Origin of the sequence: Paenibacillus sp. FSL H8-0537, assembly GCF_038051995.1 — a bacterium.
GTDB lineage: Bacteria > Bacillota > Bacilli > Paenibacillales > Paenibacillaceae > Pristimantibacillus.
The window spans coordinates 3385391-3407128 of record NZ_CP150290.1; the positions used below are offsets into that span (position 1 = coordinate 3385391).

The following is a 21738-nucleotide window of genomic DNA, read 5'->3' on the forward strand; positions in this document are numbered from 1 at the left end:
ACCATGCAAAAAAGCGCATTACCAGGGAGGAGCCTTTGTGGCTGCTCCCTTATTGCTGAATTCTTTGATTAGAAAATCGGCTCATATTTGCTTTGTCGGAAATATCCTGTATCGTGATTTGATCAAAATTTTTCTCGGACATCCATTCAATAACCGCTTTTTTTATTGCATGACCTCCTTGTATATTTGAATTATCCGAGAACCAATGGTTTTTATGGAAAATCTCCGTTTTACTGTTGTAACGCCTAAATTTCCTAAAGCACGGGCTTTTTTTGGAATTCTTAATAGGCTGATAATGTCTGACGAAAGTATTTCGGGTGTGATCGGTGCAAAAGCTCCGTGGTCGCCGAAATGACATTGAACCATCTTATTTATATTTTTCTGCTGTACAATACCACAGTACCCTGCAACGCCTGCAGCAACAACCGGTTTTGCGCATGCCATTGCTTCAAGTGCAACACGTCCCGTTCCTACAACAACATCCGAGACATAATAGGCATGTTGGATATTAGACATCGGAGGACGAATGATAATTGCTGTTCGACCAAGACGAAGATTAACTTTAGCCGCAAGCTGAACCAGATCTGAACGACGAGACCCGGGACCAACCAGAACGGCTAAAAACTGGCGGTTGTATTTAGCAATTCGTTCTGCCGCCAAGACTACATTTCTGGCTATGGGATATTTATCAGACGAGAATCTTCCGGCGTACACAAGAATTTGGGAGGTTTGCGGTAAACGGAGCGCCTTTCTCCAATGGTTTTTATTTGCCGCAGGACGGAACGTTGCAATGTCAATTCCATTAGGGATCATCTGGATCCTGTCCGTAGGAATTTTATGATTCACCAACCATTTGGTCAGTTTTGGTGAAACCACAATCATGCGTTTGGAAGTTCTTGCTGCCGATAACAGGTCAGCCCGACGATGATAGGTGCCATGTATAGTAACAATTAAAGGGATTTTATGCTTTTGAGATAAGGTTGCAGCCTGAGCAAATGCATTGGAATCATGGGCGTGGATCAGGTTATACCTTTCTTTGTCCATGATCGAAGACAATAAGGATATTTGTCTTAAACCTTTTCCATTTGGCACAATATGAAGCTTAATCCCAGCTTTTTGAAATGAGTTTGCGAGTGGTCCTCCATCAGTTGCAACACCAACCTGAACCCCATGTGTTAATAAACTTCGCGAGAGAGAAAGTACATATTTTTCGGTTCCTCCAATATTCAACCGCGATACCAGCATTAAAACTTTCATTTTTCATCATCCCCGACTCATCTGAATCATACAAGATGGTGTATTTTATGAGAATTATATTATGAGAATTCTCCATTGCAGGGAAGAGCTTAAATCGACTGGTTAACGCCTGCCGTACGCTCTTTGATAACGACACATCTTTTGATATATACGCTTATCCTTCAAGGTTTAAATCCATAAATTGCGGGCTGGGGATTCGCTGCCGGTCGTTTCCCATTTTCCCTTGGGATTTTTCTGTACCATGATCCTCAGATCAAAGCGACGACCGCTATGTTGTAATGAATTAATTCCGCGTTGAACAGCGTAAGAACAATTTTTGGTCTTTTTACTAATGGATTGAATCAAACTATCCATGGAGTTGAAGGTTCTAGCTGGCGTTTCCAGTTGGTATTTATAGCTGCCATGCCTCGGGAACATTCCGGCGAAGTTCCTCGTTGTGAAGCGAGGATTTGCTTACATTATATTTAGTCGCATAGCCTCCCATATTCATCCCAACCATTCCGGTGTTCATAACCAGAATATGTGCCTTAGGGCATTTTGGCTCCGGGCTCCTGTCCGTTTCTTAAACTTAAGCTGGGTCGTACTGTAGTTAAGGGAAATTCTAGGTACCAGCTCTTCGGATTCTTTTTTGAAGGTTATTGAAAAGCTTGAATACATACGGGATTTGCAGCTGCAAGTCATTTTAGTAGCATACCTATTAGAGCTGATTCAAGATTTGACAGACTTGGCTTTTGAGATTCATGATCGGCAGATTATGATACTGCTTTCCAAAGAGAGAAAAGCCCAAGAGGGACTGACTGCAGCCTGATTATCGTTGTAAGCATGATCAGTGCGAACCTTAAAAAACTTTTTACATCGTCCATGACCTTGGCTATGGCCATCGGTCCGATGTTCGGCATTTGGGTTACAGAGAACCAATCGTACAGCGCTTTGTTTTTAATCGCCGTCGTCCTCTCTGCGGTAGCATTGATCCCGATGCTAGGTGCAAAAATGCCTTTCCGGCCGCAAACAGGCGTTCGAAAAATCGAATTGTTCGAAAAATCGGTCTTGCTCATTGCGGCGTCAGTCTTTTTTCTGTTTATCGCCTATGGCGGTATTACCAAGCCTGAAATATGAGAGAGCCGATAACCGCGTAATAGGGTTATCGGCTCTGTGTCTGTACGGCTAGCTCTTGTACATGCGTTTATCAGCAACCTCTCGGTTATGTCACTTGTTGCTGGTCTTCTTGATCAAGTCCACGCCATCGTATGCCAGACGTTCCACACTTGCAGCCTTCTGCAGTATATAATGATCAAAAAAGTTCTTCGTATAGTCTGTAACAAGATTTCGCATCTCCATAGCATCCCGTTCGCCTCTGAGTTCCTCATTAACACTGGTAAACACGATGTCGCAGTAATCTAAATGCGCAACACGATCAACAGAGAAATAATAGGTATCCATGCTATTGTTAGCGCCAATTATCGCATTCATGTTATAGTTAGGTTCACAAAACAGTAGCAAGAAGGGTTTCTTAAGGTCGCTGTCGAGAAGGCCGAACGCACCGCTATCCAAGCCAATCCCGCAGGCGAACCGGACGTCGTCCCGGCAAACAATTGCCGTCGTAGGCCCTCCATAAGAATGTCCGACTATGCCCATGCCGATGTCAAGCAACAATCTGCCCTTAAAGATGGAATTCAGTTCTCCAGAGTCCAGTTTGTAAAGATAATCGGCTACATACCTTACATCTTCAGCCTGTAATTCACTATACTCTGTTAACTTGGCAAGTTTCGGCAGTGTAAGCACGTTATGGCACATCTCAATGGCAGTTTCATCGTCAGGCCGCATCTCCATCTTGCCAGCCAACGCCAGCATCTCCGGATTTTCAGAAAACGCCATAATGACATCCGAAAAATCCTTTGATACATTAAACAGGCGCCCATCTTTACGCTTATACATCGTGCTATTCTGATGGCCGATGCTTACCACAACATATCCCATGCTTGCCAAGTCTGTACAGATCACTGTACCCCATTCTGGAGAACCGCCCCCGCCGCAAACATAGAATAACACCGGATAGCGCTTTTCCTTCCCGGAGAGAGCAAGGTCGTCGTAACACTGGGTCTTGATATCTATAGAGAAAAATTCCTTCCCGTTAAGATACGCAGTGACAAGTGGCTGCTCATTAAACATCTCGTAGACTTCAGGAAACATGTACGTTGATGTAGTCTTACCTTCGCTACTGTCGGACGGATAGTACACAAACGCCGTCAGTTCTCTTTTTGAGTGATCTGATGCCGTGTACTCAAAATCCATCTGGGTTCGACCGACAGTATAGCCGCCAATTGGTTCTGGAAATGCGTCATAAGTTTTCATTTTCTTGTTCCCCCTTAATTAATAAAAGTGGTTGGATACGCAAGAGTTTCTGCAGGTTTACAAAATTTAGATTTACAAAAAGATAGTCTAACTACTTTTGGGAGAAGTACTATATCATTCAACCTTACTTAATTGATGGTGTTTCAATAAAGGAGATATCATCAATTAAGAGAATTTCAAAACGTACTTTACACTATTGGGTTAAGCAATATCAAACCCATGGCTTAATAGGATTTAATAGCTAAACCGAGGTCAGATTACTTCCATACACAGAAAAACTATCTCTTTCTGTTTAAAGAAGAATTTAAAAGTTCCTAGCTATTATCAAGTTTCTTCTATTTTGGCCGCAACTAAAGAAAGAGTATGTTGATTCGGGGAAAACATCATTCTCTTATGTTAATGTATTATTTCATGGAGAGGAATCAAAATTAGCTGAACAAGCTAGCGAAGCCATATTGAATAGTAATCCAGAGGTTTTCTGGAATTTCCATAAAGCTTTGTCCGATGAGCAGCCGGAAGATAATCATGACGGGCTTTGGATAACAGAAGAAAAATTGTTAGAGGTTGCGAAAGCCTCAGTTCCCGCTCTTGATGAGGAGAAGTTTCAACAAAATCTTAAATTGAATGAGATGCAACAATTGGTCGATCATGACCAGCGGCTTGTGAAGCAGTTTAAAATAGAGCAAACCCCAACCATTATAATTAATGATATTGTGATCGCTAATCCGTTTGATTACGAAGCAATTAGATCTGTTATAGAACAGGAAATGAACTAATTACTTATTGATGCAAGATGCAGAATCAGGAGATTTGGTTCAATGATTGGAAAAGGATCATATAGAAATTTGAGAATTAATGTAATCTTACTTTTCCTACTCTTTTACAACGGAGGCATTCACAGCGCTTTCCATCTGATCATTGTAGGCACGAAATAATCCTAGGCGCCAGAAAGCGGCACCTTTTAAATCATAACGCTTGGCAAGACCAAGTTTGTCATTGATGGAAGAGGGCGTTTCACTGCTTAGGCTTATGCCGAGCAGGAGCTTTTGCTTAGGGACACCAGCATCGAGCGCAAGCTGAATCGCCTGATCTACTAGACTATTGGGTTCGGGTACCTGTGACTTGGTACCGACAGGATTATACTGATAAGCCATAATGATGAGATCATCTGCGAGGGAAGCCAGAGTCTTGTAATCGTAGCCTTTATAGGCACTATTTAAAGGGGGCACTGCTAATGAAAGAGAGATGTCACTTGGCAGGGAAGCCTTCAGCTGTATAACGTAATCGTTCAGCAGCTTCTGCTGCTGCACAGCATCCAATTTATAACCCAATCCTTCAAAATCAAGAACAATCCCTCCGAATCCGTTCTCTGCAACGGAAGCCGTTATGCCCTGAATGGACTTCTCGCGCATACTGCTATCACTCAAAACCTTCGTTAGTTCACCATTTCCGTCTAATGCATAAACCATAAGGTACGGTTTAATGCTCTGATTCGCTGCATCCGCTACAAGGGATTGAGGGGTAACGTCACCTGCCGCGTCAGGTAGCCGATACTCGTCACCCTGAAGTGTAAACTGACCTTCGCGATCGATGCGACTCCAGCCAAAAGCTACTGAGTTCATGGATGAAACCAAATCCCGCTCCTGAAAGGATTGCAATGCATAGAAGGCTCTCAAATGCATTTCGCGCTGTGGGGATAGAAGAGAAACGGTACGTGTTGTCTGATTCCAGGCTACAGCGACACCGAATTGACCGCTGAATGAACTGAGAGGGATGAGCACACGTCCTTCAAGCTGGATCGGTGCTGCCGCGAGCTTCACTTTTTTTCCATTTACAGTAGCCGTTGTGCTGCCCACTTGAAGAAGGACCTCCGTTACTTGTCCTTTAACACTGCCTGTCGCTTTGACCGTTTGCGAACGACTGTTCCATGTGATATGGATTCCAAGGGCTTCTCCAACCGTCCGGAAGGGGACATAGGTAACCCCTTTGTCTATCCGCGGGGCTGTATCAAATTGCAGTAGAACATGATCCAGCGTGACGGATATAGCGGGTGCTGCATAGACATCACCGATATTTGGGTTGGTTCCGAGCAAGGCTAAGGCAAGAAGGGTGGCGGCAACTGTTTTACCAACTCGTTTACGGAGCATGTTAGGTTTTCCTCCATCTCATTAATTGGGAATCTAGCATACATTAGTATAGCAAAATTTTGATATAGTTCCAATTACATGATGTGATATACAGTAGCAACGCTGATTATCCGATATATTCAAAGAGAGGCTATTACTAGAGTGATTTAACTGCAAAGCTATGCACTGTGTGTTAATCCCGGATAATAGAAAGGGAGGATCAAATGAAATGGATAGGAACATGCCTGTTGCTGGTAGCCGTGCTCTTCTCGAGCATTGGGGCGACTGCTGCAGGCAAGCCCACCTCGTCTTTGGGCTATTACCACACGTCAGGCAACCGCATCGTCGATGCGCAGGGCCAACCGGCTAATTTCAACGGGGTGAACTGGTTCGGATTTGAGACGGAAAATTTTTCTCCCCACGGCTTGTGGACACGATCAATGGATGGCATGCTGGACCAGCTTGCAAAAGAAGGGTACAATTTGCTGCGAATTCCGTATACGAACGAAATGCTGCTTCCCGGTAAAAAACCAAGCGGGATCGACTATGTGAAAAATCCCGACCTGAAGGGGCTGACGCCGCTTCAGCTGTTGGACAAGCTCGTTCAGAAGGCGGAAAAGCGCGGTATGAAAATCATTCTTGACCGTCACCGCCCAACCTCCTCGGGGCAGGCGGAGCGATGGTACACCCAATCGGTGCCGGAAAAGACCTGGATTAAAGATTGGTCGATGCTGGCAAAGCGCTACCTGGCTAACGACACGGTGATTGGAGCCGATTTGCATAATGAGCCGCACGGTTCCGTATGCTGGGGCTGCGGCGATTCAGCCAGTGACTGGCGGTTGGCTGCGGAACGGGCGGGCAATGCGATTCTCGCTGTCAATCCGGACTGGCTGATCGTAGTGGAAGGGGTCGACACAAATGTAAAGGGACAGAGCGGCTCCTATTGGTGGGGCGGCAATTTAAAGGGCGTCCGCAAATATCCAGTCCGGCTGAAAGTGCCCAACCAGCTCGTTTACTCTCCGCATGATTACGGCCCGGGTGTTTCGTCGCAGCCGTGGTTCACCGATCAGAAATTTCCTGCCAACCTGCCTGGTGTATGGGAGGCTAATTGGGGCTATATCCACAAGGAGAAAATCGCGCCGATACTGCTCGGGGAGTTCGGCGGCCGCAGCGTCGATTCGGCTTCGAAGGAGGGCAAGTGGCAAAATGCGCTTGTCGACTACATCGGGAAGAATGATCTGTATTGGACCTACTGGAGCCTCAATCCGAACAGCGGAGATACCGGCGGATTGCTGTTAGACGATTGGCAAACATGGAACAAGCCGAAGCAAAAAATGCTTGCCAGAATCATGAAGCCTTTGAACGGCGGCAAGTCGGCAGCTCCGAAGCAGACAGCAGGCTTAACGCCAACGATGCCGACAGCAGCTTCGATAGCGCTTGCGAGCGGTGGAACGGATTTTCCCTTGCTTCATGATCTCATGCATGGTAGTTTGTGCTGATAGAAGATTTTTCCTTGCTAGAGGTACAGCAAAAGAGCCGAACGGTCTAAAAGCCGGATCGGCTTTCTTGTTGTTCGGCAAGCGGAGAGGGGAATTAATATATTTCTTGTGACATTGCACTGAAATAGTCAATAACAACTCTGCGAAACTCTAAAGCTGCTTTCGAAATGTACCTGCTTTTGTGCGACAATAAAGCAATTTCCCTCATCAGCAGATGATCTTCTACTTGGAGATATTTAATGTGATCTCGTGGGTTTCTTGCTGTTCTAGGTATAAATGCGATGCCGATTTCTGCTTCCACAAGTGCAGTTAATCTTGCGGGTTCATTTCCTTCGTAGACATACTTAGGTACAAAACCGACGGATTGGCATTTGGAATCCACCAGATCACGAACACCGTACCCTTTCTTCACGCCTACAAACGATTCATCCTTAAGCTCTGCTAACGATACGCTGCTTCGCTCCGCAAATCGATGACTAGCTGGAACGGATACAATAATTGGATCGGAAAACAGGATTTGACATTCTATATCATCGCCTTCAATCGGAGGGGAGGACAGACAAAAATCGACCTCTCCTCGATGAAGAAGCGTGGACATGTCCCGTAAGGTGGCCATTTGCACATGAAATTTTATGTGCGGTTTGTTTTTCCGAAACTCCCGCAGGATGCTTGGCAATGTGCTTGCCGTGGTCACCGCGAGTTCCAAAGTGCCCTGTTCGGGACTTGCGAGGTCACTGATTTCCCGTTTTCCTTGTTCCAATTCAAATAAGGCTTTTTCGGTTCGGCGAAGAAAGGTTCTTCCGAATTCGTTTAGTCGCAGCTTTCTCCCCATTCGATCAAATAAAGGAGCTCCTAGGTCATCCTCTAGCCGTTGTATCGTTTTGCTGAGTGAGGATTGCGTAACATGCAGTTTTCCTGCGGCTTCCGTAACATGCTCGCATCGGGCGACTGTCAGAAAATATTGTAGTTGAAGCAGCTCCATTTCACATGGCCCCTTATTCCTTCTGGTTCATTAAATCATAACATAAAATGCGTTGGAAAGAATGAATCGTTTCATGTAAGATGACAGCAAGACAAGGAGATGTGATTAAAATGAACGATCGAAATAAATGGTTATTGATATCTGTCGGATTGGGAATCATGCTGAACCCACTAAATTCCTCCATGATTTCTGTTGCCATTGCAAGGCTGCAACAGGTGTATCTGCTTGATTTTACAGACGTGTCATGGATTATTTTTTCGTTCTACATAGCAAGTGCCGTCGCTCAACCTGTCATGGGCAAGTGCAGTGATTTGTTCGGCCGCAGGAAGATATTCCTTACCGGTCTTGTTGTTGTCTTTGTCTCCTCCATGTTAGCCCCGTTATCGCCGAGCTTTTCGTGGCTCATTGTATTTCGAATCGTTCAATCTATTGGCACAAGCATGATGGTTGCGGTCGGAATGGCGATTGTAAGAATTTACGTGACCGATAAGCAAGCAGCTGCTTTGTCCGTCCTGGCGATATTTCTATCCGGAGCAGCAGCGATTGGCCCCTTTATTGGTGGTATATTAATTCATTGGTGGAACTGGCCTAGCATCTTCATTGTTAATATTCCGCTTGTATTAGCAAGCTTTTTATTTGCTTGGAGAACAATCCCTAAGGACGAGCCAAGCGAATCTCCTTCTGGCGAAAGGTCCATTCGGAATTGGCTAGCTTTGATTGATGCCCCAGGTATCTTGTTGTTTACGGTAGCCTTGGTTGGTTTGCTGATTGGGTTGCTTTCGTTCAAGTCATCCGGACATCTTTCAACATGGAATCTGCTGGCAGGAGGAATCGGTTGTATTGCACTCGTGACATTTATACGACACGAACTAAAAACGTCATCACCCTTTATCCCTTTGCGAGCCTTCGCTAAATATCCGGCAATGACTTGGGTGAATGTGCAATTCATGCTCATCAATATTCTTTTTTACTCCCTGTTTTTTGGCATACCGACTTATTTGCAGCAGGTACGTCATATCAATGAATTTAATACCGGAATTCTCATGCTGGCCCTAGGCTTGTGTTCACTTGTTATTGCTCCTTTTGCTGGACGTTGGATTGACAAATCAGGCTCACGGCCAGCTTTAATTGTATCAGCAGGGTTCATGACATTCGGGTCTATATGGATCATGCTATTGGATGAAAATTCACCAGTCGTTAGTGTAATCCTGATTTTAGCTTTATTTGGAATAAGCAATGGGCTCAGTGGTGTCGGTATGCAGGCGGCCTTGTTCAAGAGCACGCCGAAAGAAATGATCGGTGTCGCATCGGGGATTTTTAATACTTCGAGATATCTGGGCACTATTTTATCATCATTATTGATTGGAATCGTTATGGGAGATGCGTTCAGTGCTATAGGCTTCCAAATGCTCGGATTCATCCTTACGATACTGGCCACCATCTTGATCGTCATGAACTTACGAGGTCAGCGTTTATCGGAATCGCAAGCGGTTTAAACAACATGATGCGTTATATAAACAAATAGAGTTACGTCAATAAAACAAAAGCTGCAATCAAATTATGCAGCTTTTGTTTTTTACGTTATTTTAGTTGATTTGACTATCTAATAGTTACAACTGTTAAGTGCAAGCATATTACTAATCCATATCTGTATTCGCATCAAGGTCGAGCTGTTTTAAAACCGGTACAGTTATTTCTCTTCGGAGCAACGCGATCTCATGTTTATAGGGCGAATTATAGCCGGTTATAGGCTTTCGTTTACTGTTTTGAGGGGCTCCTGTATATATCAAAAATGTATAAGCACCATATGACGCAGCTTCTTCACTTGCTCTAAGCAGCATTGTTTTGCCACCCATGGATACGTGACTGCCAATTAGCATGCAGAAGACCTCCGTTTAATGATCTTGCAAAATAAGTTAAACGAAGTCTGCCCTTGATTATTTAGGAATATTCGAGGAAATGGCTTATGCTGATATCCAATAATACGGAGTTTAAAAATGTTGTTGACACGACACCAAATGGTGACCTATTATTTAAGTGACACTAAATGGTGTCTAATTGAAAATTCTCGCCTCGTGGGCGCTGCGTCCGAAAAGCCGCATAATTTAAGAAGGTTGTGAAATTATCGGCTGTCCCTTGGTAATAATTTTTAGGAGAGGGTGTTGTGAGCGAGAACAACCCGATGCGGGATGTGTTTGACGCGATTGCAGATCCAACTAGACGCCGATTGATTCAGCTGTTAGCAGAAACAGAGGAGATACCGCTGCATGAGTTAACGGCACAGTTTCAAATGGGCCGAACAGCAGTATCCAAGCATTTGACAATCCTGAAAGAGGCCGGGCTGGTGCTTGATCGAAAAGTCGGCAGAGAAACGCGATTTAGGCTAAACGCCTCTCCACTCAGAGAAATTCAAGATTGGGTAGGCTTCTACAGCAAATTTTGGAGTGCGAATATGCTGCGCTTGAACCAACTATTTGAGGAGGAAGAAGAATGAGTTTAACATTATCTTTGGATTTTCAGTACACGACATCAATCGAGAAGGCTTGGTCCGCTTTAACTGATCCAAGCAAGCTTGCCAAATGGATCATGGAAAATGATTTTAAGCCCGTCGTTGGACACCGTTTTCAGTTCCGCACGCAGCCGTCCGAATGGTGGGATGGCATTATTATCGGAGAAGTACTGATCGTGGAAGAACCAAACCGTTTGTCCTATACTTGGGCCAGCGGAGGGGAGCAGCACACGGTTACCTGGACGCTGCAGGATTTAGGGGACGGTAAGGTTAATCTTCATCTTGAGCAAACCGGATTCTCCAATACTCAAGGACTTGAAGGCGCTAGGTATGGCTGGACCAATTGGTTCGGCGGGTTTGAACAGGTATTGGAGCAATAACCGTCTTCGGTGTTAAAACAGCTTAATTCCCCATGCTGAAATAGTGGGGACGATCATTGAACCTTGCTTGACCTGAATCAACACATAAAAAGGCTGCATAGGCTGCATGTATATTGCAGCCTTTTTACGTCTATTTCTGACATATTCTTGTCGTTTCGTGTCAAGTTCGAACTAAGTGCATATATCTAAAGCTAGTATGTGATTGCCCAAATGTCTAAGGCTTATTATAGCGAATTGGAAGGATGTTAAGCATGAGCGAATCTAATCGGGATTATATCGTAATCTCGGGTGCGAGGGAAAACAATCTTAAGAACGTATCCTTGCGCATTCCCAAGCGAAAGATCACCATCTTCACCGGGGTATCCGGATCAGGCAAATCATCGATTGTCTTCGATACGATCGCCGCAGAATCCACGCGATTGCTGAATGAGAACTTCAGCATGTTCGTACGCAACTTTCTGCCCCGCGTCCCGCAGCCGGATACGGACGCGATCGAGAATCTGAGCATGGCAGTTATTGTGGATCAGAAGCGGCTTGGCGGCGGTTCCCATTCTACTATGGGCACGATTACCGATATCTCTCCCATTCTCCGTCTTCTGTTCTCCAGAGTGGGTCAGCCCTATGTTGGACAAGCGAACATGTTCTCGTTTAACGATCCGCAAGGGATGTGTCCCGAGTGCAATGGGATGGGGCGCAGGCTGGGCGTCGACATGAGCAAAGCGGTGGATATGTCAATGTCGTTGAATGAAGGGGCAATTCTGCTGCCAGGCTATGCGGTGGACGCTTGGGATTGGAACCTAATCGTGCAGACGGGCTTCTTCGATCCAGGCAAGAAGCTGAACGATTATTCGGCTGAGGAACTGGAGCAGCTCCTGTACAGCAAGGCAGGGAAAGTGGAGATGCAGTTCGCCGGTAAGGCGATGAACATTACACTCGAAGGCATCATTGAGAAGTTCATGAACAAGTACATTAAGCAGGATGTGAAGACGAAGTCCGAGCGGACACAACGAGCTGTTGCGCCGTTTATCTCCGAAGGTCCCTGCTCCAGCTGCCACGGAGCGAGACTGAGTCAGGCTGCGCTCAGCTGCAGGATCAATGGATTCAATATTGCGGAGATGTCCTCCATGGAGGTCGGGCAGCTCATTCGTGTCATTCGCGAGATTGATGATCCTGTCGCTGCGCCAGTCACCAAGTCGCTGACGGAGCGGCTGCAGCATTTGGTGGATATCGGACTTGACTATTTGACGCTGAACCGCGAGACGGATACTTTGTCCGGCGGCGAGTCGCAGCGCGTGAAGATGGTGAAGCACCTGAGCGGCAGTCTGGTGGATGTCACTTACATTTTCGATGAGCCCAGTGTCGGCTTGCATCCCCGTGATGTGCATCGGTTAAATGAATTGCTGCAGAAGCTGCGCGACAAGGGCAATACTGTGATTGTGGTGGAGCATGATCCCGATGTGATTAAGTTGGCGGATCATATCGTAGATGTCGGGCCTCACGCCGGCAGCCGCGGCGGAACCATCGTATATGAAGGAAGCTTCCAAGGCCTGCTGGAGTCAGGGACACTGACAGGCACCCATATGAAGCGGCCGCTCCAACTGAAGCATGATTGCAGGCAGCCATCCGGGAAGTTGTCCATCAAGGATGCGACACTGCACAACCTGCGGAGCGTGAGTACAGATATTCCAACCGGAGTGCTGACAGTCGTTACGGGTGTCGCCGGCTCGGGCAAGAGCACACTAATAAACGAAGTATTCCTCAGCCAGCATCCAGATGCAATCGTCATCGACCAATCGGCGGTGGGAGTGTCAACACGCTCGAATCCCGCAACCTACACGGGCATTATGGATGATGTGCGCAAGGCATTTGCTTCCGCGAACAAGGTGGGCCAAGGCTTATTCAGCTTCAACTCCAAGGGGGCTTGCGAGAACTGCCAAGGGCTGGGTGTTGTGTATACAGACCTTGCCTTCCTCGACAGCGTGAAGCTGCCATGTGAAGTATGCGGAGGTAGACGCTTCAAAGAAGAGGTGCTCGCGTACAAGCTGGACGGCAAGTCCATTGCAGAAGTGCTGGAGATGAACGTAGAGCAGGCATTGGCATTTTTTCAGCTCAAAGAGGTAGTACGCAAGCTTCAAGCGATGAGTGATGTGGGTCTCAACTATATTACACTCGGACAGCCGCTCAGCACGCTTTCGGGCGGGGAATGCCAGCGGATTAAGCTGGCAAGCGAGCTGCACAAGAAGGGCAGTATCTATGTGATGGACGAGCCGACAACCGGCCTACATATGTCAGATATCGGCCATCTTCTGGAAATTATGAACCGCCTCGTGGATGCCGGCAATACGGTAATCGTCATTGAACACAACCTCGATGTAATCAGCCAAGCGGATTGGATCATCGATATGGGACCAGACGGAGGAAGCAAGGGCGGCGAGGTAATGTTCGAGGGCGCACCTAGGCAGATTATCCATGCGGAGCAGTCGATTACGGGGAAATACTTGATGTAAGGCATCAAATCCCTATTCGAATAAATTTTGATAGGCTCAACCAAGGCTGCCAGCAGAACTGGCAGTCTTTTTCTTATATACGGTCTACCTCCATGTTTTACAATCCTGATCTTATAGAGAGAGATGTAAATTCAAAGGTTTTCTAGATATAGGATTTACTCATTCATTGAATCCGTGTAATGGCTGCGCATTTTTGAATCATTCAAGCTACTGCAATTAGGGCGTGTCTGAAAACCCGTTCAGTGGCCCCTTTCACCGCCTTTTCGCCCCCTGCTTCGTTCCGTTTGCTTGACGTACCCCCGGTACGCCTTCACAAGCGCGCCTTGCATGGAACGAAAATTCGGCAAAATTTGCTGTCCTCAGCGTTCTCAGACACGCCCTAAATATTTTTTATCAAGTCTAGTACATTTTTAAAATGAATTTCGCTCAATTGTTCGATAATCTCTTCAACCTGATACTGCTCAGGATCAATAATCCAGAGACAAATCACACCAACTAATCCTGCAACCATATATTCCAAACCAACAGTCATCTTTAGATTATTATGATATTTACCAATACCAGAGAGAATGAATGTTTTTAAGGCTTCTTTTAAATAAGTGGAGAAGCTGGGCTGACCGTTTTGAGTAAGCATCGTTTTAAAGAAAACCATGTTGGCTTCGATAACATCAAACATTTTATTTAAGGCAGAAATAAGCATTTCCTTACCCGCTTCATGGATATTATTAACTTCCAAGCTAATGCAAACATTTAGTTTCTCCACATTTTCCTTACTTAATTTTTCCATCAAATCCGGCTTATCTACATAGTGTAAATAAAAAGTATTTCGATTGATCATCGCTTCGTCTGCAATGTCCTGTATGGTTATCCGTTCATAGCCTTTTGTTTGAACCAGCTTCAAGAAGGATTCTTTAATGGCTTTCCTTGTTTTAACAATACGCAGATCTACCTTATCTTTAACCAAATGAAAGCCCTTCCTTCAATGAAAATAATAGTCAAAATAAAGAAAAGTGATATTTAATTATCACATTGATAAATATCGACCATTGAATGGTTTAATTCTAGGTTTTACAATTAAAATTGTCAAATGCAATAGAAATTCAGTCCTTTACAAAGGAGACAACGATATGAAAACATTAGTAATAATTGGAGCAGGCAAGGGATTGGGCTTGTCCTTGGCGAAGCGTTTTGGTAAGGAAAACTTTCAGGTGGCAATAGTTGCGCGAAATGCTGGTAAGCTGCAAGAAATGGTAGACGAGCTAAAAGCCGTTGGTATTGAAGCCTCCTATTTTACAGCTGATATTTACAGCAAAGAACAAATTGAACAGGCCATAACTGGAATTAAAGAAAAGTATGGCCATATTGACGTGCTGGAATTCAGCCCTACACCAGGTCATTTCCCTCCGACTTCTGTATTGGAATTAACGGCGGAGAATGCAAGGGACGTATTGGAAGGCTACGTCGTCAGTGCCATCCACGTTGTCAATGCCGTTCTGCCGGATATGCTCGCCAAGAAGGAAGGTTCCTTACTGTTTACAACCGGGTTATCCGCTATGTATCCCGTTCCAATGATGGGGAATATCGGTATCGCAGGTGCGGGCTTGCGCAATTATTTGGCTAATCTGCATACAGAACTGTCGTCAAAAGGTATATTCGTGGGGCACCGATCTTTAGGTGTTTTTATTAAGGAGCCAGGTATTGGCACGATCAATGATCCAGATGTGATTGCTAACATGTGGTACCAAGCATATGCAGAGAAAAAGGTATGGGAAGAAGAGTATCCCAAAGGCGTCACCCCTGAAACCGTCGTATTCTAAAAAATTGCAAAAACTTGCTGTAGATTAAGAATGACCTCGCAAAATGGATGATGGGATTGCAGTTCATCCGATTAGTCTGCGGGGCCATTTTTGATGAATTTTCCAGGAGAAATCCCGTTCACCTTCGTAAAGCTGCGAATAAAATTCGCATAATCACCAAAACCCGATTGATAACAGGCCTCCGTAATACTCATACCCTCGGTTAAATAATATTTCGACAACTCGATGCGGCGACTGAGAATGTACGCTCGAATGGTGAGTCCGGTGTGCTTTTTAAATTGCCGACTGATATAGGTACTATTCATGCACAACACTTCTGACAAATGTTCAAGAGTCAGTTCCCTCGCTAGGTTGACCTCAATATAGTTCATCGTGTTGCGAACCAGCTCAGGCATAATGTCTGTTGGAACAAAAGTCTCACCCGTCAAGATTCCGCCGCTCAGTACATTGGGGTGGTCCAGTTCTGGGGGAGTGTTACTTCAGTAGCCAATCCACATATTCATCCTATGTCCAGCAATCTAGTGGATGAGCTGTTTTATTACGTCCAGCAGCGGGAGGAAGCTTATGTTCTTCAGCGCATGATGGACACAATTGGCTGGGGCTGTCAGACATACAATCGCTATGATCAGGAATACGGCTATGGAAAAAAAGGATGGATGTCCGAACGGTTCTGCCATTCGGAAGGACTTGTCACCGAAAAGTACGCGGATGGTACTCCAGCCAGCACCTGGTTCTGTCTGATGCCTTGGGCTGGCGGTTCGGTCATCGAGGGACTTGCTGGCGACTACTGGGAATATTCACAGACAGAAGATAGCCTGATCAATCATACAACGCATACAACGTGAGGACGAGGTGGGCACAGGAACGCCAATTCGTGCAGTTTATTATGGAGAACTTACGTAAAAACATAGCAATAATTGCGGTACTTCCTGCTTGAAATCATCAGTAAAAGGAAGCATGCCCTTATCATTTTCGTGAGATTTTAAAATAAATCGTGCATCACCCTCATATGAACTTCCATTTATAATTGTTACTATAACAGTGTAGAAAGACAATACGGATTGAATTAGGAGGGTTAAGATGTTGAAATGGAAGCGTTCTCTTACAGTCTTAGCGATGACGGCTTTGCTGGGAACGGCGGCGGCATGCGGCGGAGTGAATAACAATGCAGAATCCACTGCAGAACCTGCTGGTACTAATGCTGCGTCAACGGCTGCACCTAGCAATGAACCTGTTAAGCTGCGTATTATGTGGTGGGGGTCCCAGCCACGCCATGAGGCGACCTTGGCTGCGCTGGAATTGTACACAAAGAACAATCCTAATGTTACGTTTGAGCCGGAATACTCAGGCATGGATGGATATCTGGATAAATTATCGACACAGGCTGCCGCTAATAACGCACCGGATGTCGTTCAGCTTGATCCAGGCTGGATGCCGGACTGGATGTCGCGCAACCAATTGGTTGAGCTGGCTCCTGAGGTTGATATAAGCAAATTCGACGAGAAATTGCTGGCAGGAGGTCAACTTGACGGTAAGCAATACGCTGTTCCATTGGGTTCAGTTGCATTTGGTATGGTGTATGACAAGGCTGCAATGGATAAACTCGGTATTGCAAATCCGGTCAATGGCTGGTCATGGGATGATTTCTTCACCTTGGCCAAAGAATCCAAGTCTAAGCTGCCAAGCGGACAATATTTCACCTTGGATTATGCAGGTAACTACTTTATGTATTCAGCCTACCAATATGCTAAAGGTAAAGGCCAGGTTATCACTAAAGATGGGCATTTCAATGCAGATCAAGCAACCTATTTGGAATGGACCAAGAAATTTGAAGAGCTGCGCAAGGAGGGACTGGTTCCTCCAGCTGACGTAAACGCATCCGACAAGGAAAACGATCCGCAAATGGACTTGATGGCCGCGGGTAAGGTTTTGTTCCGGTACAGCTTTTCCAATAATTTAGGCACTTGGGACAGTATTAAACCAGGAGCTTATGCACTTGTAACTATGCCGCGTGCAGAAGAAGCAGGCGGATGGCTGAAGCCATCGATGTATCTGTCTGTCTCCAAAAATTCCAAGCATGCTGAAGAAGCCAAAAAATTCATTAATTGGTTTGTGAATGATCAGGAAGCAGCTAACATTTTGCAGACATTCCGCGGCCTGCCAGCTAACAAGGAAATAGCGACCTCTCTGGAAGCAAGCATGAGTGATCTGGATAAGGTTGGTTTAGGTCTCCTCCGTGCTACAGAGCCGGATGGTCAAACCTGGTCGGCTGGAGCAGGCGGCTGGACAAACTTTATCGATAAAGACTGGGTGCTTGTCAGAGATCAGCTCAGTTTTGAAAAAGTTACGCCTGAGAAAGCCTATGAGCAGCTGAAAGAAGCCGCGCAATCTTACGAAAAATAATGCAAGAACGAAGGCCCGGGGCAGTCTTGCTTCGGGCCTTGCATTTATTTCGGTAAGGAAGTTTAGTTCTTCTTTTTTATCGTTATATTTTGAAAGAATTCGAGCATTCCCCTCCTTTAGCGGGACATATACGGCCTATATACTTAAACTATAAAAATTAAGCACAAGAGGTGACCACAGATGAACCGTTCTACAGCCACTATAGCCCAAACTGCTGCGAAAACGAAAAAAAACTCATACTTCAAAAGCAGATGGAACGCTCCGCTAGCAGGATATTTGTTTATTTCCCCCTGGCTGATCGGGTTTCTAGCGCTTACGGCGTACCCGTTATTCTTATCTCTGTACTATTCATTTACCGATTACACGTTGATGCAGCCGATGAAGTGGATCGGGACCCGCAATTATGAGCGTATCTTTACAGCAGATCCCAAATTCATCCAATCCGCTAAGGTAACCTTTACTTATGTGCTGGCGTCCGTGCCTTTGAAGCTAATAGCCGCTCTCTTTGTAGCTATGATCCTAAGTAAGGCCGTAAAAGGTATCAGCATCTACCGCACAGCGATTTATTTCCCATCACTCATTGGAGGAAGTATCGGGGTATCACTGCTCTGGCGCAATATTTTTGGTGTAGACGGGGTCTTTAACAAACTGATTGCTGTCTTTGGTTTTGAAGGAAAGGGCTGGATTACCAATCCCGATACGGCGCTTGGCACGCTGATTCTGCTGACAGTCTGGCAGTTCGGATCTACCATGGTTATTTTTCTGGCAGGACTCAAGCAAATTCCGAATGATCTGTACGAGGCTTCTTCTGTAGATGGGGCAAGCAAAGTATCCCAATTCTTTAAAATCACGCTGCCGATGCTTTCACCGATTATTTATTTCAACCTGATCATGGCAGTCATTGGCGCTTTCCAAATGTTCACCTCCGCATTCGTGATCACGAACGGCGGGCCGATGAATGCCACTTATGTATATGCGATGTACTTGTATGAGAGGGCATTCAGCCGCTACGAGCTGGGATATGCTTCGGCACTTGCCTGGATAATGCTATTGGCCATTATTGCAGCTACCGTCCTGATTTCCCACACCTCGAAGTATTGGGTATTCTATGAAACAGACACTGGAGGGAGAAAACGCAAATGACAACAACACTAAAATGGAAGTCGGCGCTTCGTCATCTGTTCATGATTCTCTTCAGCTTCGTTATGGTTTATCCGGTTATCTGGTGGATCGGTGCTTCACTGAAACACAGCACAGAGCTTACCTCGCCGTCCATTTTCCCTGCTGCTGCGCAATGGAGCAACTTCACTAAAGGCTGGAACGCGGTTCCCGGACATACGTTTACCGATTTCTATCTTAATACCTTTGGACTTGAACTTGCTGTAATTGTCACAACATTGTTATCCTGTACACTGGTTGCCTTCGGTTTTGCTAGATTGGATTTTCCGTTGAAAAACTTTTGGTTCTCCATCCTCATGCTGACATTAATGATGCCTGGACAAGTGCTGATCATTCCTCAATATACCCTGTTTTATCAGCTGGGTTGGGTGAATACGTATCTCCCGTTCATCATTCCCCATCTGCTGGCTGGAGGGGCAGGCGGCAGCTTCTTCGTCTTCCTGCTGATCCAATTTATACGCGGTGTTCCCAGAGAACTAGATGAATCTGCCAAAATTGACGGGTGCTCCTGGTTCGGAATCTTCTGGAGAGTGGTCATGCCTCTTGCTTTTCCGGCAATTGTTACCGTGACCATCTTCTGCTTCCTGTGGAATTGGGACGATTTCCTGGGTCATCTCCTGTATATCAACACAGTAGACAAATATACGGTCGGCCTGGCGCTTCGAATGATCAATGATTCTCAGTCTGCTCAGGAGTGGGGTCAGCTGCTTGCCATGTCACTAGTGTCTATTCTTCCGGCAACCATCCTCTTTATGTTTCTCCAGAAGTATTTTGTGGAAGGGATTGCAACGACTGGAATTAAAGGATAAGATGTAAAAAAACATCTCTCAATAAACGGTAAAGCGTCGAATGCCCTTCGCTGCTTTACCGTTTATTGTGTCTGAACCGGACTTGAAGGGAGGTCAAGCATTTGCTCAATCCTTTTAAAAAATATAGAATTGACCGTCTGTTTTTTCATAGCTTTGCCATTGTGCTTATTGCAGTAATCGGTGTTACCGCATGGACAAGCTACAGCAATTCTTCCAAGGCGCTCGTACAGACCACCTCCCACTACCAGCAACAGCTTCTTGATGAATTGAATAATGAAATTAACACCAAGCTGGTCATGATCGAACAGATATCACTGTCCAGTTCCCGCGATAGCGAGCTGACCAATTATCTTCTGAACAGACAAGACGAATTTGAGAGATACCGCAGACGTGCTGAAGTGGAAAGCGCTCTTGCAAATTTGACTTATGCTATTCCTCTAATCCAAGGAATTGACCTGTATATGGATAATCCAATCCAAAGTGAACGGCAAAACTATATTCAATTCCGAAATTTTATGGATTTGGATACTAAGGGAAGAGCCGAATGTTTGGCGAAGAACGATTATTGCTGGTCCAAAGAGTATAGGTTCCCCAGTACGCAGGGCGAGATTCCTGTACTTAGCTTTTACAGAAAAATAGTCTTTGAGAATGACTATTTGGGAGTTCTAGTCGTTCACATCAAAGCCAACGAAATACGAAAACTGTTAACAGGCAATTCGGATGGATCAAACAGGATCATGGCGGATAGCGAAGGTCAGCAAATTATGAAAATAGGTGATGCGCTGGACCAGAACGATTGGTCTAGGTGGATTGATGTGAAAAGTAATAAATCCGGTTATGTCCATATTCCGGCAAAAGATGGCTCACATGATACACTGCTCGTCTACTCCAGAATGGATAATTCCATCTGGACGCTTATTGAATTTACATCCTGGAAACAAATCACGGCAAGCAGCCTGAAGCTGGCAGAATGGATCGGCTTGATCGGTATTGCAGCAGTCTTGCTGGTCGTGCTCCTGACCCACTTTTTAAGCAGGCAGTTTACGAAGCCTATCAAAAGGCTTGTAACTGCGATGCGAGTGTACTCCGTAGGAGGCGACAATGTAGAACTTCCGATGGATTATGAGAATGAATTCGGTTATTTATTCTCTGGTTACCGAAAGCAGAACGAGAGGATTGAAGAACTGTATCTCTCTTTGGAGCGCCGTTACGAACAGCAGCGGAAAGCCGAAATTGAGGCACTTCAGGCCAATATTAATCCGCATTTCCTTTATAATATGCTGGATCAACTGAACTGGATGGCGATTGAGGCAAGGCAGGATGAACTTAGCCGTATTTTGGAGCTGATGGGTCGTATGTTTCGGATCGGTCTATCCAACGGGAACAGTTTTATCCCAATAGCTGATGAACTGCTGCATATAAATTGTTATTTGGAAATCCAGCAGCTGCGCTGGGGAGAAGGACTTGAATACAGGATTGAGGCTTCCTCCGAGCTTCAGACGTTATATATTCCAAAGCTTACACTGCAGCCGTTCGTGGAGAATTCTATCGTTCATGGCTTCAACAAACAGAGAAGCGGCCATGTGTCAATCGTAATGGAGATAATTGCTAATACTGTGCACATTGTCATTGATGATAACGGTTCGGGACTAAAGCAGTCTGAAGACAGGCCGCATAACCGTCATACAGGAGGCTATGGTATACGCAATGTGAGAGAGAGGATTGCCGGATATTTCGGTGTGAGTTATGGAATTGTTCTGGGAGAACGTGAAGAAGGCGGAACAAGAGTGGAAATCACGCTACCGTTGCTGACAGAGCCACCAAGCAAAAATGACTGATCCCCGATATGATTAAAGTAAGCGCTTCCTTAGAGGGAGTGAGCGACGGGCGTGCTTTCGTACTTAAGGAGTTTAGGAGT

Annotated in this window: 20 protein-coding genes and 3 pseudogenes; 14 read left to right on the forward strand and 9 right to left on the reverse strand. The window is 45.5% G+C overall.

The genetic code is table 11. From position 1 onward, the window contains the following. Positions 1-76: 76 nt before the first annotated feature. The 3 genes and pseudogenes from MHB80_RS14165 to MHB80_RS14175 form a co-directional block, all read right to left on the reverse strand. A pseudogene (locus tag MHB80_RS14165) lies at positions 77-184 on the reverse strand (TetR/AcrR family transcriptional regulator); the annotation flags it as partial. Next, positions 163-1257: a glycosyltransferase gene (locus MHB80_RS14170; protein ID WP_341282723.1), complete on the reverse strand. Its 1095-nt coding sequence runs from the start codon at positions 1255-1257 to the stop codon at positions 163-165. The pseudogene MHB80_RS14165 and the gene MHB80_RS14170, both read right to left, overlap by 22 nt. 168 nt (positions 1258-1425) lie before the next feature. Then, positions 1426-1674 (reverse strand): YheC/YheD family protein, encoded by a 249-nt coding sequence (locus MHB80_RS14175; protein WP_341282724.1) that lies wholly within the window; start codon positions 1672-1674, stop codon positions 1426-1428. Between the two features lie 172 nt (positions 1675-1846). Between MHB80_RS14175 and MHB80_RS14180 the strand changes: the two are divergent. Together MHB80_RS14180 and MHB80_RS14185 are read left to right on the forward strand one after the other, a co-directional pair. Further along, positions 1847-2053: pseudogene (locus MHB80_RS14180) on the forward strand (hypothetical protein); the annotation flags it as partial. 26 nt (positions 2054-2079) lie between these two features. Beyond that, on the forward strand, positions 2080-2373 hold the full coding sequence (locus tag MHB80_RS14185; protein ID WP_341282725.1) for a hypothetical protein: 294 nt from the start codon (positions 2080-2082) through the stop codon (positions 2371-2373). A gap of 90 nt (positions 2374-2463) precedes the next feature. Here MHB80_RS14185 and MHB80_RS14190 read toward each other — a convergent pair whose 3' ends face one another. Continuing rightward, complete coding sequence (locus MHB80_RS14190; RefSeq protein WP_341282726.1) at positions 2464-3609, reverse strand: choline esterase; 1146 nt, start codon at positions 3607-3609, stop codon at positions 2464-2466. Positions 3610-3932: 323 nt separating this feature from the next. On the opposite strand from MHB80_RS14190, the gene MHB80_RS14195 reads away from it, so the two are divergent. Then, positions 3933-4385, forward strand: a complete 453-nt coding sequence (locus MHB80_RS14195; RefSeq protein WP_341282968.1) for a thioredoxin domain-containing protein — start codon at positions 3933-3935, stop codon at positions 4383-4385. A gap of 96 nt (positions 4386-4481) precedes the next feature. Here MHB80_RS14195 and MHB80_RS14200 read toward each other — a convergent pair whose 3' ends face one another. Next, entirely contained in the window at positions 4482-5756 is a 1275-nt protein-coding gene (locus MHB80_RS14200) for a stalk domain-containing protein (RefSeq protein ID WP_341282727.1), read from the reverse strand. Between the two features lie 203 nt (positions 5757-5959). On the opposite strand from MHB80_RS14200, the gene MHB80_RS14205 reads away from it, so the two are divergent. Beyond that, a complete protein-coding gene (locus MHB80_RS14205; protein ID WP_341282728.1) occupies positions 5960-7234 on the forward strand; it encodes a glycoside hydrolase family 5 protein in 1275 nt (424 codons plus the stop codon). Positions 7235-7328: 94 nt separating this feature from the next. Here the strand turns inward: MHB80_RS14205 and MHB80_RS14210 are convergent, their stop codons facing one another. Further along, positions 7329-8216, reverse strand: a complete 888-nt coding sequence (locus MHB80_RS14210) for a LysR family transcriptional regulator (protein WP_341282729.1) — start codon at positions 8214-8216, stop codon at positions 7329-7331. Between the two features lie 110 nt (positions 8217-8326). On the opposite strand from MHB80_RS14210, the gene MHB80_RS14215 reads away from it, so the two are divergent. Beyond that, complete coding sequence (locus tag MHB80_RS14215; RefSeq protein WP_341282730.1) at positions 8327-9712, forward strand: MFS transporter; 1386 nt, start codon at positions 8327-8329, stop codon at positions 9710-9712. Positions 9713-9961: 249 nt separating this feature from the next. Here MHB80_RS14215 and MHB80_RS14220 read toward each other — a convergent pair. Next, a pseudogene (locus tag MHB80_RS14220) lies at positions 9962-10096 on the reverse strand (deoxyribonuclease IV); the annotation flags it as partial. A gap of 284 nt (positions 10097-10380) precedes the next feature. On the opposite strand from MHB80_RS14220, the gene MHB80_RS14225 reads away from it, so the two are divergent. The 3 genes from MHB80_RS14225 to MHB80_RS14235 all read left to right on the forward strand — a co-directional run bounded on the left by MHB80_RS14225 (position 10381) and on the right by MHB80_RS14235 (position 13612). Then, positions 10381-10710, forward strand: coding sequence for a metalloregulator ArsR/SmtB family transcription factor (locus MHB80_RS14225; RefSeq protein WP_338556431.1), 330 nt, complete (start codon positions 10381-10383; stop codon positions 10708-10710). After that, positions 10707-11105 carry an SRPBCC domain-containing protein gene (locus MHB80_RS14230; protein WP_341282731.1) on the forward strand — a complete coding sequence of 133 codons (399 nt, stop codon included), beginning with the start codon at positions 10707-10709 and terminating at the stop codon, positions 11103-11105. Before MHB80_RS14225 ends, MHB80_RS14230 begins: the two co-directional genes overlap by 4 nt. Before the next feature lie 251 nt (positions 11106-11356). Further along, positions 11357-13612: an excinuclease ABC subunit UvrA gene (locus tag MHB80_RS14235; RefSeq protein ID WP_341282732.1), complete on the forward strand. Its 2256-nt coding sequence runs from the start codon at positions 11357-11359 to the stop codon at positions 13610-13612. A 379-nt stretch (positions 13613-13991) separates the two neighbouring features. On the opposite strand, the gene MHB80_RS14240 is transcribed toward MHB80_RS14235, so the two are convergent. Next, a complete protein-coding gene (locus MHB80_RS14240) occupies positions 13992-14576 on the reverse strand; it encodes a TetR/AcrR family transcriptional regulator (protein WP_341282733.1) in 585 nt (194 codons plus the stop codon). 163 nt (positions 14577-14739) lie between these two features. Here MHB80_RS14240 and MHB80_RS14245 point away from each other — a divergent pair, with 163 nt between their 5' ends. Continuing rightward, positions 14740-15429 carry an SDR family NAD(P)-dependent oxidoreductase gene (locus MHB80_RS14245; protein WP_341282734.1) on the forward strand — a complete coding sequence of 230 codons (690 nt, stop codon included), beginning with the start codon at positions 14740-14742 and terminating at the stop codon, positions 15427-15429. 71 nt (positions 15430-15500) lie between these two features. On the opposite strand, the gene MHB80_RS14250 is transcribed toward MHB80_RS14245, so the two are convergent. After that, positions 15501-15857: an AraC family transcriptional regulator gene (locus MHB80_RS14250; protein WP_341282735.1), complete on the reverse strand. Its 357-nt coding sequence runs from the start codon at positions 15855-15857 to the stop codon at positions 15501-15503. A 78-nt stretch (positions 15858-15935) separates the two neighbouring features. On the opposite strand from MHB80_RS14250, the gene MHB80_RS14255 reads away from it, so the two are divergent. The 5 genes from MHB80_RS14255 (at position 15936) to MHB80_RS14275 (ending at position 21658) form a co-directional block, all read left to right on the forward strand. Then, positions 15936-16274: a hypothetical protein gene (locus tag MHB80_RS14255; RefSeq protein WP_341282736.1), complete on the forward strand. Its 339-nt coding sequence runs from the start codon at positions 15936-15938 to the stop codon at positions 16272-16274. Between the two features lie 235 nt (positions 16275-16509). After that, a complete protein-coding gene (locus tag MHB80_RS14260) occupies positions 16510-17832 on the forward strand; it encodes an extracellular solute-binding protein (protein WP_341282737.1) in 1323 nt (440 codons plus the stop codon). 180 nt (positions 17833-18012) lie between these two features. Next, positions 18013-18975 carry a sugar ABC transporter permease gene (locus MHB80_RS14265; RefSeq protein ID WP_341282738.1) on the forward strand — a complete coding sequence of 321 codons (963 nt, stop codon included), beginning with the start codon at positions 18013-18015 and terminating at the stop codon, positions 18973-18975. Continuing rightward, a complete protein-coding gene (locus tag MHB80_RS14270) occupies positions 18972-19820 on the forward strand; it encodes a carbohydrate ABC transporter permease (protein ID WP_341282739.1) in 849 nt (282 codons plus the stop codon). The genes MHB80_RS14265 and MHB80_RS14270 overlap by 4 nt, the downstream gene beginning before the upstream one ends. A gap of 101 nt (positions 19821-19921) precedes the next feature. Further along, positions 19922-21658, forward strand: a complete 1737-nt coding sequence (locus MHB80_RS14275) for a histidine kinase (RefSeq protein ID WP_341282740.1) — start codon at positions 19922-19924, stop codon at positions 21656-21658. The last annotated feature ends 80 nt before the right edge of the window (positions 21659-21738 follow it).